This is a genomic window from Synechococcus sp. WC101, assembly GCF_047461555.1.
In the GTDB taxonomy this organism is placed as follows: Bacteria; Cyanobacteriota; Cyanobacteriia; order Thermostichales; family Thermostichaceae; genus Thermostichus.
Genome location: NZ_JANSHG010000059.1, coordinates 1 through 13,020 on the forward strand (window position 1 = coordinate 1; position 13,020 = coordinate 13,020).

At 61.4% G+C, this 13,020-nt stretch carries 10 protein-coding genes and 2 pseudogenes; 9 read left to right on the plus strand and 3 right to left on the minus strand.

Going from position 1 to position 13,020, the window contains the following annotated elements:
* The 8 genes and pseudogenes from NW809_RS05745 to cysW all read left to right on the plus strand — a co-directional run.
* Window positions 1-136 (plus strand): annotated as a pseudogene (locus tag NW809_RS05745) (IS630 family transposase); the annotation flags it as partial.
* Between the two features lie 168 nt (window positions 137-304).
* Window positions 305-715, plus strand: a complete 411-nt coding sequence (locus NW809_RS05750; protein WP_011429381.1) for an OsmC family protein — start codon at window positions 305-307, stop codon at window positions 713-715.
* A 90-nt stretch (window positions 716-805) separates the two neighbouring features.
* On the plus strand, window positions 806-3,436 hold the full coding sequence (adhE, locus tag NW809_RS05755; RefSeq protein WP_414401707.1) for a bifunctional acetaldehyde-CoA/alcohol dehydrogenase: 2,631 nt from the start codon (window positions 806-808) through the stop codon (window positions 3,434-3,436).
* A gap of 25 nt (window positions 3,437-3,461) precedes the next feature.
* Window positions 3,462-6,212 carry a GNAT family N-acetyltransferase gene (locus tag NW809_RS05760; RefSeq protein ID WP_414401708.1) on the plus strand — a complete coding sequence of 917 codons (2,751 nt, stop codon included), beginning with the start codon at window positions 3,462-3,464 and terminating at the stop codon, window positions 6,210-6,212.
* A 95-nt stretch (window positions 6,213-6,307) separates the two neighbouring features.
* Window positions 6,308-7,396 carry a sulfate ABC transporter substrate-binding protein gene (locus tag NW809_RS05765; protein ID WP_414401709.1) on the plus strand — a complete coding sequence of 363 codons (1,089 nt, stop codon included), beginning with the start codon at window positions 6,308-6,310 and terminating at the stop codon, window positions 7,394-7,396.
* A gap of 175 nt (window positions 7,397-7,571) precedes the next feature.
* Window positions 7,572-8,651 carry a sulfate/molybdate ABC transporter ATP-binding protein gene (locus NW809_RS05770; RefSeq protein WP_414401710.1) on the plus strand — a complete coding sequence of 360 codons (1,080 nt, stop codon included), beginning with the start codon at window positions 7,572-7,574 and terminating at the stop codon, window positions 8,649-8,651.
* Window positions 8,652-8,657: 6 nt separating this feature from the next.
* Window positions 8,658-9,470, plus strand: coding sequence for a sulfate ABC transporter permease subunit CysT (gene cysT, locus NW809_RS05775; protein WP_099812464.1), 813 nt, complete (start codon window positions 8,658-8,660; stop codon window positions 9,468-9,470).
* Entirely contained in the window at window positions 9,460-10,299 is an 840-nt protein-coding gene (gene cysW, locus NW809_RS05780; RefSeq protein WP_099812465.1) for a sulfate ABC transporter permease subunit CysW, read from the plus strand. Before cysT ends, cysW begins: the two co-directional genes overlap by 11 nt.
* Before the next feature lie 113 nt (window positions 10,300-10,412).
* Here cysW and msrA read toward each other — a convergent pair whose 3' ends face one another.
* The 3 genes from msrA to sfsA all read right to left on the minus strand — a co-directional run bounded on the left by msrA (window position 10,413) and on the right by sfsA (window position 12,709).
* Window positions 10,413-11,081, minus strand: a complete 669-nt coding sequence (gene msrA, locus NW809_RS05785) for a peptide-methionine (S)-S-oxide reductase MsrA (RefSeq protein WP_099812466.1) — start codon at window positions 11,079-11,081, stop codon at window positions 10,413-10,415.
* 98 nt (window positions 11,082-11,179) lie between these two features.
* A complete protein-coding gene (gene xth / locus NW809_RS05790) occupies window positions 11,180-11,965 on the minus strand; it encodes an exodeoxyribonuclease III (protein WP_099812467.1) in 786 nt (261 codons plus the stop codon).
* A 24-nt stretch (window positions 11,966-11,989) separates the two neighbouring features.
* Entirely contained in the window at window positions 11,990-12,709 is a 720-nt protein-coding gene (gene sfsA, locus NW809_RS05795; RefSeq protein WP_011429372.1) for a DNA/RNA nuclease SfsA, read from the minus strand.
* Window positions 12,710-12,899: 190 nt separating this feature from the next.
* On the opposite strand from sfsA, the pseudogene NW809_RS05800 reads away from it, so the two are divergent.
* Window positions 12,900-13,020 (plus strand): annotated as a pseudogene (locus NW809_RS05800) (NYN domain-containing protein); the annotation flags it as partial.

Here is a 13,020-nt window from a genome sequence, read left to right on the forward strand (position 1 = left end):
ATTTTATTCGGCAGCTTTGCAGAATTGGGAAATATAGCATGGAGCAGATAGTGAAGACTTCTTTACTACTGATCAATTGATCAATCCATCCTCCTTCCGAAGTTGGTTTGCTAAGTGCTGCTATTGTACCCCTTGAGCCCTTAACAGGCTGTAGAGCCAATTCTGACTTGAGCCAGCCTGATCCCAAAGTCATCTCTAAAGTCCTTAGGCTGTCTCCAAGGTAATGCTAAGTTGAACTTAGTTGAACCCAATAGTCTAGCAGCTTGCCAACTCTGGTAGCTCAAAAAATGAGGAGGGATCCCCGGTGGAAGTGCGCGTAACCTACCAAAATGGCGTTCAATTTCAAGCCCAAAGCCGCGGCCATCGCATCCTCAGCGATCAGCCTTTGGACAACCACGGCCAAGATCAGGGAATGACGCCGCCGGAGTGGTTTTTGGCCTCTTTGGGTGCTTGTGTGGGGTTCTATGCCGTCAAGTATTTGGAAGCGCGGCAGTTGGATCCCAAAGGGCTGGAAGTGGTTGTTACCGCAGATAAAGTCGAGCACCCTGCCCGCCTAGACAACATTTGCATTCGGGTGAAAAGTGGGATCCCGCTCGACGAAAAACACCAAAAAGGGTTGGAAAAGGCAGTCGATGCGTGCATCATCCACAACACCCTTACCCATCCCCCAAAAATGACCACTGAGATCCAGGTTCCCGCGCCTGTTGGCGCTTAGCCGGTCAGCAGGCCCATGGAGTCTTGCAGCAATTTCTAACGGTTGCCTCAACTTTTAACCTGTATGGATGTAATTTTGGAGGATCCACCTATGCCTGTCACCAACCTCGAGGAACTGGAAGCTCTGATCCAACAGGTAAAAGCTGCCCAGGCTGAGTATGCCACCTTCACCCAGGAACAGGTGGATCGGATCTTTCACAAAGCTGCCCTGGCCGCCAACAACGAACGGATCCCGCTGGCCAAGCTGGCCGTGGAAGAGACCGGCATGGGGATTGTGGAAGACAAGGTGATCAAAAATCACTTTGCCTCTGAATACATTTACAACAAATACAAACACGAGAAAACCTGTGGCGTCATCGAGCGGGACGAGAGTTTTGGCTACGAGCGCATTGCCGAGCCGGTGGGGCTTTTGGCGGGCATTGTGCCAGTCACCAACCCCACTTCGACAACCATTTTCAAAGCTCTCATCACCCTGAAAACCCGCAACGCCATCATCTTTTCCTCTCACCCCCGCGCCAAACGATGCACCATTGCCGCGGCCAAGGTGGTCAAGGAGGCGGCTGAGGCAGCCGGTGCGCCTGTGGGGTTGATCGGCTGGATCGACGAGCCCACCATCGAGCTGTCTCAGGCTTTGATGCAACATCCGGAGGTGAAGTTGATCCTGGCCACCGGCGGCCCCGCCCTAGTCAAGGCGGCCTATTCCTCCGGCCACCCCTCGCTGGGTGTGGGGGCGGGCAACACGCCGGCGGTGATCGACGCCAGCGCCGACATTCCCACAGCCGTCAGCTCGATCTTGCTCAGCAAAACTTTTGACAACGGCATGATCTGCGCCTCGGAACAGGCGGTGATCGTGGTGGAGGCCGTTTATGAGCAGGTGAAGGCGGAGTTTTGCCATCGAGGGGCCTACTTTTTGGATCCGGAACAGACGCAAGCGGTGCGCCGCATTCTCCTCAAGGATGGCCGTCTCAATCCAGCTATTGTTGGCCAATCGGTGCAGACCATCGCTGCTCTGGCCGGGATCCAGGTACCCGAAGGCAGCAAGCTGCTGATTGGGGAAGTGGAGAAGGTGGGGCCCGAAGAGCCGTTTTCCTACGAAAAATTGGCTCCTGTTTTGGCCCTCTACCGCGCCAAGGATTTCCACAGCGCTGTCGATATGGCCGTCCAAGTGGTCAATTTCGGGGGGCGGGGTCACACCTCTGTTTTGTATACCGATCCAGCCAATCGGGACGATATTGCCTACTTTGAGAATGCCCTACAAACAGGGCGGGTGCTGATCAACACCCCCTCTTCGCAGGGGGCGATTGGGGATCTCTACAACTTCAGGCTGGATCCCTCGTTAACGTTGGGCTGTGGCACGTGGGGGGGCAACTCCGTCTCGGACAATGTGGGGCCGCGCCACCTGCTCAACGTCAAAACGGTGGCCTACCGGCGGGAAAATATGCTCTGGTTCCGGGTGCCGCCCAAGATCTACTTTAAGCGGGGATGTCTGCCGGTGGCCTTGAGGGAGTTGGCCGGCAAAAAGCGGGCTTTTTTGGTTACCGACAAGCCCCTTTTCGAGCTGGGTGTGCTGCAGCCGGTTACCCGGGTTCTCGAGGAGCTCCAGATTAAGTGGGATGTCTACCACGACGTGGAGCCGGATCCCACCCTCAGCGCCGTCAACCGCGGCCTGGAGCAGCTGCGCCAGTTTCAGCCGGATGTGATCATCGCCGTGGGGGGCGGATCCCCGATGGACGCGGCCAAGGTGATGTGGCTGATGTACGAGCAGCCGCAGGTGGAGTTTGAAGGCCTGGCCACGCGCTTTATGGACATCCGCAAGCGGGTCTACGAGCTGCCGCCGCTGGGGCAAAAAGCCCAACTGGTCTGCATCCCCACCACTTCCGGGACGGGATCCGAGGTGACGCCCTTTGCCGTAGTGACCGATGACCGGGTGGGGATCAAGTACCCCCTGGCGGACTACGCCCTCACCCCCAGCATGGCCATCGTGGATCCGGATCTCACCTTAAAGATGCCCAAGAAGCTAACGGCTTATGGCGGCATCGACGCCCTCACCCACGCTCTGGAAGCCTATGTCTCGGTGATGGCCAGCGACTTTACCGATGGGCTGGCCCTGCAGGCCATCAAGCTCCTGATGACCTACCTGCCGCGGGCCTACGAGAAGGGCGCCGAGGATCCCGAAGCGCGGGAAAAAGTCCACTACGCCGCCACCATTGCCGGCATGGCCTTTGCCAACGCCTTTTTGGGGGTGTGCCACTCCTTGGCCCACAAGCTGGGATCCACCTTCCACCTGCCCCACGGCCTGGCCAATGCCCTGATGATTACCCACGTCATCCGCTACAACGCCACCGACGCCCCCTTTAAGCAGGCCATCTTCCCCCAATACCGCTACCCCAACGCCAAGCACCGCTATGCCGAGATTGCCGATTACCTGCAGTTGGGCGGAGCCAATGATGATGAAAAGGTCGTGCGCCTCATTGAGGCCATCGAGGAGCTAAAGCGGAAGCTAGGGATCCCGGCTACCATCCGCGAGGCCCTCAGCGAGAGCGAGCAGGCGTTCTACGACCGTCTGGAGGCGATGGCGGAGCAGGCTTTCGATGATCAATGCACCGGCGCCAACCCCCGCTACCCGCTGATTCAGGACATGAAGGAGCTGTACGTCTTGGCCTACCGGGGCTGCCGGGTGGAGGCTGCCCTCTACCACCAGCCGGAGCCGGTGTTGGCCTAGTCACCAGACATTGAGGAGTAAGCCCATGCGGCGCCGCCCTGACCCCAGCCTCGACATCTGGAAGGCCAGATCCCACCCCTTAGATCCCATTTTTCTGCCCCGCTCGGTGGCGGTGGTGGGGGCAACAGAGCGGGAGGGCAGTGTTGGGCGCACGGTCTTGTGGAACCTGATCAGCCACCCGTTTGGGGGCACGGTCTACCCGGTCAACCCCAAGCGGCACCAGGTGTTGGGCATCCGGGCCTATGAGCGGCTGTCTGCTTTGCCGGAGCCGGTGGATCTGGCCATCATCGCCATCCCGGCAGCCGGGGTGCCGGCGGTTATTCAAGAATGCGTTGAGGCCGGAGTCAAGGGGGCCATTGTCCTCTCGGCGGGCTTTAAGGAAATCGGCCCCGAGGGGCTGGAGCTGGAAAAGGCCATCCAAGAGGCTGCCCGCGGCAAGCTGCGCCTGATTGGCCCCAACTGCCTGGGGATCCAAAACCCCCACACGGGCCTAAATGCCACCTTTGCGGCCCAGATGGCCCGGCCCGGCAACGTGGGCTTTATCAGCCAAAGCGGGGCCCTCTGCACCTCGATCCTAGACTGGAGCCTGCAGGAAAATGTCGGCTTTAGCGCCTTTATCTCCCTGGGATCGATGCTGGATGTGGGCTGGGGGGATCTCATCGACTACCTGGGCCAGGATCCCCATACCCACAGCATCGTCCTCTACATGGAATCCGTCGGGGATGCGCGGTCGTTTTTGTCGGCGGCCCGCGAGGTGGCGCTGAGCAAGCCCATCATCGTCATCAAGGCGGGGCGCACCCAGGCGGCGGCCCAGGCGGCGGCCCAGGCGGCGGCCTCCCACACGGGATCCCTCACCGGCAGCGACGCGGTTTTGGATGCGGCCTTCCGCCGCTGCGGCGTGCTGCGGGTGGATCACATTGAAGATCTCTTCGACATGGCGGAGGTGCTGGCCAAACAGCCCCGTCCGCAAGGGCCCCACCTCAGCATCCTCACCAATGCCGGCGGGCCAGGGGTGCTGGCCACCGACGCCCTCATTCGCGCCGGCGGATCCCTGGCCTCTCTTGCCCCGGAGACGCTGGAGCAGCTCAGCCAGATCCTGCCGCCCCACTGGAGCCACGGCAACCCCATCGACGTTTTGGGCGATGCCGGGCCGGAGCGCTTTGCCCAGGCGCTGGAGATCGTGCTGCGGGATCCCGGCAGCCAGGGCTGTCTGGTGATCCTCACCCCCCAGGCGATGACAGATCCCACCGCCACGGCCGCCAAGGTGGTGGAGACCTGGCGGCGCAGCGGATCTCGCCAACCCATCCTGGCCAGTTGGATGGGGGGAGCCCTGGTGGATGCCGGCGAGCAGATCCTCAACCAGGCCGGGATCCCCACCTACCGCTATCCGGATCAGGCGGCGCGGGTGTTCAGCTATCTGTGGCGCTTCAGCGACAACCTCAAGGCCCTCTACGAAACCCCCGCGCTGCCCCCTGCAACAGCGGTCGAGCGCGAGAGGGTGCAGCCAATCCTCAGCCAAGCCCGGCGGCAAGGCCGCACGCTCCTGACCGAGGTCGAGTCCAAGGAGCTCCTGGCCGCCTACGGGATCCCGGTGGTGCCCACGCGGGTGGCCGAGAGCCCGGAAGCGGCTGTAGAGGCCGCCGAACAAATCGGCTACCCGGTGGTGCTCAAGCTCTACTCCCACACCCTCACCCACAAGACCGATGTAGGCGGCGTGCAGCTCAACCTGCCCGATGCCGAGTCGGTGCGGCGGGCCTACCGGCAGATCCAGACCAATGTTGCCGAAAAAGCCGGATCCCAGCACTTCCAAGGGGTGACGGTGCAGCCGATGATCCGCACCGACGGCTACGAGCTGATCCTGGGCAGCAGCGAGGATCCCCAGTTTGGGCCGGTGTTGCTGTTTGGCAGCGGCGGCCAATTGGTGGAAGTGTTCCAGGATCGCGCCATCGGCCTTCCCCCCCTCAACACCACCTTGGCGCGGCGCCTGATGGAGAATACCCTCATCTACAAGGCCCTCAAGGGGGTGCGGGGGCGCCGAGCCGTCAAGCTGGAAGCGCTGGAACAGCTTTTGGTGCGCTTCAGCCAACTGGTGGCCGAACAGCGGGAGATCAAGGAGATCGACATCAACCCCCTGCTGGCCTCGGGCGAGGGGCTGGTGGCTTTGGATGCCCGCGTCATTCTGCGCTCAGAGCAAGAACCACCGGTGCCGTTGGCCATCCGCCCCTACCCCAGCCAGTACACCTGGCCCTTCCGGGACGGCATCACCATCCGCCCCATCCGCCCTGAAGACGAGCCGCTGGTAATCCAGTTTCATCGCCACGTCTCCGACTACAGCATCTACCTGCGCTACTTCCACCCCATCAAATACAGCGCCCGCATCGCCCACGAGCGCTTAATCCGCATCTGCTTCAACGACTACGACCGCGAGATCGCCCTGGTGGCGGAAAAACAGGAGCCAGAAGCCACAATCCTCGGCATCAGCCGCCTCTCCAAAAGACACGGCCTCCCCGAAGAGGCGGAGTTTGCCCTGCTGGTGGCGGATCCCTATCAACGGCAGGGGATCGGCACGGAGCTGCTGACCCGCCTGATTCAGGTGGCCCGCTGCGAAGGAATCCGGCGTCTGGCCGGCGAGGTGCTCAGCAAAAACGAGGGCATGCGCCGCCTGTGCAAGCGGCTAGGGTTCCAGTTGCTCCCCTCCCCGGAGGATCCCGGCCTCCTCAATGCCACGCTGGATCTCGCTGCCGACGCGGCGCCCCCCACCCCCTGCCCCGCCTAGGGATCCCTGGTCTAAAAACGGTTTGCCGACTGGATTACCGTAGAATAGTTCCTTAGCCTCCAACCTCCCCTCGCCTTTTGGGAGAGGGGTTGGGGGTGAGGGACGGAGAAGTGGAGAAGTTTTTGGGGATGGCGGTGAAGATGGAAGGGGCAGCGGGGAAGCCATTGGGGATCCCTTCACCCGTCGCGGTGGCCTGGTGGGGGAGAGCGGGGCGGTGGCTGGCGGTGGGATTCCTTCTGCTGGGGCTAGGTGGCTGTGGGGTGGGATCCCACGGGGAAGTGAGGATTCTTCTGGCTTCTTTTGCGGTGACCCGCGATGCCTACCGCCAGATCATCCCTGCCTTTGAGGCCCATTGGCTGGCCCAGACCGGACAACGGGTGCGGGTGGAAAGCAGCTACGCCGGCTCGGCAACGCAGGCGCGGGCGGTCATCGAGGGGCTGGATGCCGATGTGGTGGCCCTGGCCCTAGGCCTGGATGTGGAGCGCATTGTGGCTGCCGGCCTGATTCGGCCAGGCTGGGAAAGCCGCACCCCCAACCAGGGGATCGTCACCCGCTCGGTGGCGGCCATCGTCACGCGACAGGGCAACCCCCGTGGTATCCGCTCTTGGCTGGATCTGGCTCGGCCCGGCCTGCAGGTGATTACCGCCAACCCCAAAACTTCAGGGGGCGCCCGCTGGAACTTTTTGGCCCTCTGGAGCGCTGTCCCTGAACCTCAGGCCCTGGAGTTCGCCACCCAGGTCTACAAAAATGTCCGCGTCCTGCCGCGGGACTCGCGGGAGGCCACCGATGTCTTCTTCCAAAAAGGGCAGGGGGATGTTCTGCTTACCTACGAACATGAGGTAATCCTGGCCGGCCTGCGCGGCCAGCCCCTGCCCTACCTGGTGCCGGATCCCAACATCTCCATCGATCAGGCGGTGGCGGTAGTGGACGCCAACGTGGACCGCAAGGGCACCCGCGCCGTGGCCGAAGCCTTTGTCGACTACCTGTTTACCCCAGAAGCGCAGCGGGCCTTTGCCGAGGTGGGCTTCCGGCCGGTGGAGCCCACGGTGGCCCAAGAGTTTGCCTGGCGTTACCCTCCTGTTGAGAAACTGGTAACCGTTGCCGACCTAGGCGGCTGGGAGACAATCCAAAACCGCTTCTTTGCCGATGGAGCTTTGTTTGACCGCATTCAAGCCGAGTTGTAGGGAGGCTCCCTTGTTTTGGGTTCCCATTCAAGTTATTCTGGGAGCTGTATCAACGGTTTGTTGACAGGTTTACCGTAGATTAGGTGGGCGTTTAACTTCCCTCAACCTTTTGAGAAGACTCAGCCGGCAACCAATCCAGCAACTTCTCAGGCAAACCACTAGCTAGGCAGAGCCTATGGGCATCACCATTGCAGGGGTATCGAAGCGTTTCGGCGAGTTTCAGGCGCTCTACCCTACCGATCTCACCATCCCCACGGGATCCCTGGTCGCCCTGTTGGGGCCGTCGGGTTCGGGCAAATCCACCCTCTTGCGCCTCATTGCTGGTCTAGAAAAGCCGGACACGGGGCGGATTTTCCTCACCGGTCGGGATGCCACCCACGCCAGCGTCCAGGAGCGCAATGTTGGCTTTGTCTTCCAGCACTACGCCCTGTTCAAGCACATGACGGTGCGGCAGAACATTGCCTTTGGCCTGGAGATCCGCAAAGCTTCGCGGGCCGAGATCCGGGCGCGGGTGGACGAGCTGTTGGAGCTGGTGCAACTGTCGGGGTTTGGGGATCGCTATCCCTCGCAGCTTTCGGGGGGGCAGCGGCAGCGGGTGGCCCTGGCCCGCGCCTTGGCGGTGGAGCCGCAGGTATTGCTTTTGGACGAGCCTTTTGGGGCGCTGGATGCCAGGGTGCGCAAGGAGCTGCGCCAGTGGCTGCGGCGCCTGCACGACAAGGTGCACGTCACCACCGTCTTGGTTACCCACGACCAAGAGGAGGCCATGGAGGTGGCCGACCAGATCGTGGTCATGAACCAGGGGCGGATCGAGCAGGTGGGATCCCCTGCCGAGATCTACGATCACCCGGCCACCCCCTTTGTCATGAGCTTTATCGGCCCGGTTAACGAGCTCTCTCCCCGCTCCCTGTTATCTTGCCAGCTTCCCGAGGCGCAGGCCGGCCCGCACCAGCTTTTCTTGCGCCCCCACGATGTGCAGATCGAGGTCAACCCCAATAGCAGCGGCGTCCCCGCGTGGGTAAAAGCGATCATCCACCTGGGGCGGGAGATCCAGGCGGAGCTGGTCTTGAGCGATGGCGGATCCCTCTGGGCCCACCTGAGCCGGGATCAATACGCCAGCCAGCCGCTGCAGGTGGGGCAGCAGGTCTATGTCCGTCCCAAGGTGGTCAAGGCCTTTCCCCTCAAAAAAAACGACAAGAAAACTGCCATGACCCCGCTGGCGACGGCGGGACGAAGTCCGATGTCGCTGGGAGCTTGAGGAAAGTTGCAGCAAGCTGGGTTTCAACTGTCTTGGCCGTGGCGGCTGAGCTTGGGCTATCTCTTCCTGATGTTGGCCCTGCCGCTGGCCGCCTTGATCGCCAAGTCCAGCAGCGTGGGCTGGGCGGAGTTTTGGCGGATCGCGACGGATCCGGTGGCCCTCTCCGCCTATGAAGTTACTTTTGTAACTGCGCTGCTGGCGGCCTTAGTGAATGGTGTAATGGGCACCCTGACGGCTTGGGTGTTGGTGCGCTACACCTTTCCCGGCAAAAAGCTCCTCGAGGGGTTGATCGATCTGCCCTTTGCCCTGCCCACGGCTGTTGCCGGCCTCACCCTGGCGACGGTTTACAGCAGCAACGGCTGGATTGGATCCCTGTTGGCCCCCTTGGGGATCCGCATTGCCTTCACTCGCTTGGGGGTGGGGGTGGCGATGCTGTTTATCTCTTTTCCCTTTGTGGTGCGGACGGTGCAGCCAGTGCTGCAGGAGCTGGAACAAGAGGTGGAAGAAGCGGCCTGGAGTTTGGGCGCCTCCCGCTGGCAGACCTTCTGGCGGGTGGTGCTGCCCCAGATTTTGCCCGCTGTTTTAACCGGGGTGGCCCTGGGGTTTTCCCGCGCTGTGGGCGAATATGGCTCCATCGTTATCATCGCCTCCAGCATCCCCTTCCGGGATCTCATCGCGGCAGTGCTGGTGATCCAGCGGCTGGAACAGTACGACTATGCCGGGGCAACGGTAATCGGGACAGTGATGCTGGGGATCTCTTTCTTGTCGCTGGTGGTGATTAACCTTCTGCAAGCTTGGGGAAGTCGCCATGAAACCTGACGGGATATCGGGGGTCCAACCGGAGCCATCGACAAACCCTTGGCTGTCGGGCCTGTTGATCGGCATTGTCGGGCTCTACATTGCCCTGCTGCTTGGGATCCCGGTGGTGAACATCTTCTACCAAGCGTTTCGAGAAGGGATCCCAGCTTTTCTGCAGCACCTGACCGAGCGGGAGCTGCTCAGTGCCCTCCGATTGACGGTGCTGACTGCCTTGGTTGTCGTGCCTCTCAATACCCTTTTCGGCCTCTGTGCCGCCTTGGCCCTGGCTCGCCGCCGTTTTCCGGGGCGGGCCTTGCTGCTCAGCCTCATCGATCTGCCCTTTTCCATTTCGCCAGTGGTGGCCGGCCTGATGCTGGTGCTGATCTTTGGCCGTCAGGGTTGGCTGGGATCCTGGAATCTGCGGGTCATTTTTGCCTTTCCGGGCATTGTGCTGGCCACCGCTTTCATCACTTTGCCCTTTGTGGTGCGGGAGGTGCTGCCGGTGTTGGAAGAGGCCGGCACCGAAGAGGAAGAGGCCGCCAAAACGCTGGGGGCCAATTCCTGGCAGATCTTCTTGCGCATCACCCTGCCCAACATCCGCTGGGGCCTTCTCTACGGCGTCATCCTGACCAATGCCCGCGCCATGGGGGAGTTCGGGGCGGTGGCCGTGGTCTCCGGCAACATCATCGGCCGTACCCAGACCCTTCCCTTGTTTGTGGAAGATGCCTACCGCAGCTATGCCACGGGCTCGGCCTATGCGGCAGCGGTGGTGCTCTCCTTGCTGGCAGTGGTGACCCTGGTGGCCAAGGAGCTGCTAGAGCGGGGATCCCCTTCCCGCCGCATCTTCTAGGCCTTCTTTGGGATCCTTATCGCTAGGCAACCTCATCACGAACGCGCCGCTCTAACTTCCCTCTCCCTCAGGGAGAGGGGCCGGGGGTGAGGGTGGGACGGCCAGGGTGTGGCTCAAACAGACTCGGCAGCCAGCTCTGGCAAGGGAACTTTGGTGCCGCCCAAGCCGCAGTAGCCGCGCGGATTCTTGGCCAGGTATTGCTGGTGGTAGTCTTCGGCGTAGTAGAACTCTGGGGCGTCCAGGATCTCAGTGGTGATCTGGCCGTAGCCGTGGGCGCTCAGGGCTTGCTGGTAGAGATCGCGGGTTTTTTCTGCCAGCTCCTGCTGGGCCTGGGAATAGACGTAGATGCCGGAGCGATACTGGGTGCCCACATCATTGCCCTGCCGCATCCCTTGGGTGGGATCGTGGTTTTCCCAAAACACCTTCAAAAGCTGCAGGTAGCTGATTTGAGCCGGATCGTAAACCACCCGCACCACCTCGTTGTGGCCGGTCAAGCCGGTGCAAACCTCCTCATAGGTTGGGTTGGGAGTATACCCGCCGGCGTAGCCCACCGCAGTAGTGAACACTCCCGGCAACTGCCAAAACTTGCGCTCGGCTCCCCAGAAGCAGCCCATGCCGAACAGGGCCAGCTCCATGCCCTCCGGAAAGGGGGGCTTTAGCGGCGTGCCCTTGACGTAGTGCCGGTTGACGATCGCCATTGGCTCGGAGCGGCCCGGCAAAGCCTCCTCCGGGGTGGGCAGGGTCAGTTTCTTGCCCAATTTGCCAAAACCAAAGAGCGCCATCGCGATAGCCCGATACATTCGTTAACACTTATCAGCCTAACGCAGGTGGCCGCTGTTGTCTTGAAATTAAGGATTGGCAAGCGAGCAGCCTGGGGATTTCAGATTGCCAGCTCCACAACCACAGGGGCATGGTCGCTGGGCTTTTGTGCCCGCCGCGGTTCGACGTCGATCCAGCAGGCAGTAGCTTTGTCCTGGAGCAGAGGGGAAAGGTAGAAGTGATCGATGCGCCAGCCGCGGTTCTTCTGGAACCCACCCCCGCGGTAGTCCCACCAGCTAAAATGTCCGGGATCCGGGGTGAATTTGCGAAAGGCATCCTCAAACCCCAAAGCCAGGATCTCCCGCAGGGCCTGCCGCTCCGGCTCCGAGGCCATGATTTCCCCGGCTTTGCGGGGATCGTAAATATCCCGGTCTTCGGGGGCGATGTTGAAGTCGCCGCAGAGGAGGATGGGCTGCCCCTGGCCCAGGGCGATGTTGAGGTAATCCTTCAGGCGGGCCAACCAGTGCAATTTGTAAGCGTACTTGTCGGATCCCACCGCCTCGCCATTGGGCACGTAGAGGTTGAGAATGCGGATGCCGCGGTAGAGGCCGCCGATCAGCCGCTTTTGCTCGTCCAGCTCCGCCGCTGCCGGCAGCAGGGCCCCAAAGCCACGCTCTACTTTTTCCGGCACCTCCCGGCTGATCAGGGCAACGCCGTTGTAGGCTTTCTGCCCGTACACTTCTACGTAAAAGCCTCGCTCCTCAAAGGGCGCGCGGGGAAAGTCCGCATCCACCACCTTGGTCTCCTGCAAGCAGAGCACATCCAGGGATCCCTGCTTGTCCAGCCAAGCCAAAACCTGGGGCAGCCGGGTGCGAATGGAGTTGACGTTCCAGGTGGCCACTTGCATGGCAGCAGGTTTCCAAGACGACGCTCAGGCCACTATTTTGGCCAAACCCAGCGGACGGATCCCCTGTGGCGAGACCGCGATCCGGTAGGGCAGCACCTCAACCCCAGCCTGCAGCGCCTGGCGAAACAGATGGGCATAGCGGGGATCCCGTTCTTCGCCGGGGGCAAACTCGGTGCAATCGGCGCGGTTGATCCAATACAGCAGCAGAGCCCGCTGCCCTTGCCGGCGGATCTCGATGAGATCTTCCAGGTGCTTTTGGCCGCGAGTCGTCACCGTATCGGGAAACAGGGCGCGGGATCCCACGGCCCAAGTGGTATTTTTAACCTCTAGGTAGGCCAAGCCAGAGTCTCCCATCAGCAGGAAGTCGATTTTGCTCCTGCCGCAAGTCACTTCCCGTTGCCAGCGGGAGAACTCCGCCAATTGGGGAAACCACCCTCGTGCCAGCCCCCATTCCACCAGGCGATTGGGCAGGCCGGTGTTGATCCCCACCCACACCCCTTCCACCTGGATCATCTCCCAGGTGTAGGCCAATTTGCGCTTGGGATCGGGGTGATAGGAGAGGTACACAGGCGCTCCCACCTGGCAAACCCCCGTCATCGGCCCGGTGTTGGGGCAGTGAGCGGTTACCGGTTGCCCATTTTCCAGCTCCACCTCGGCAAAGAAGCGCCGGTAGCGGCTGCGCAACACCCCCCTGCGCAAGGGGGTGGAAAAACAGTAAGGGGGCGGCCCCTCTTGGGCGGGCATCTGCAAGCGTCCTCCGGTGAGTATTTTTCTTTAGGATTTTGGAAGTCTTCCGGGTGGAGGGAGCTTCCTGCGCTAGGGTAAATGACGTATCTCTCCAGCCAGGGCCTTTTTTGCCGACGCCTTGTTCCTATAGCTTTTAATACTTTATCTTTTTCTATCCCTTTGCCAAAACTTGGAGAAGAAAGCCCGAATGTTGCGTCTTGATCCTGAGCCCGGCTTTCAGCCCCCGGATCCCTTCCAGGACGACCGTGGGCGCGTGGCCATCTTTATCGACGGATCCAACCTCTTCTATGCCGCCCTACAGATGGGCA

Coding starts and splice junctions, on each gene's coding strand:
- adhE (WP_414401707.1), top strand. CDS start 806: ATGCCTGTCACCAACCTCGAGGAACTGGAAGCTCTGATCCAACAGGTA.
- NW809_RS05760 (WP_414401708.1), top strand. CDS start 3,462: ATGCGGCGCCGCCCTGACCCCAGCCTCGACATCTGGAAGGCCAGATCC.
- NW809_RS05770 (WP_414401710.1), top strand. CDS start 7,572: ATGGGCATCACCATTGCAGGGGTATCGAAGCGTTTCGGCGAGTTTCAG.
- cysW (WP_099812465.1), top strand. CDS start 9,460: ATGAAACCTGACGGGATATCGGGGGTCCAACCGGAGCCATCGACAAAC.
- msrA (WP_099812466.1), bottom strand. CDS start 11,081: ATGGCGCTCTTTGGTTTTGGCAAATTGGGCAAGAAACTGACCCTGCCC.
- xth (WP_099812467.1), bottom strand. CDS start 11,965: ATGCAAGTGGCCACCTGGAACGTCAACTCCATTCGCACCCGGCTGCCC.
- sfsA (WP_011429372.1), bottom strand. CDS start 12,709: ATGCCCGCCCAAGAGGGGCCGCCCCCTTACTGTTTTTCCACCCCCTTG.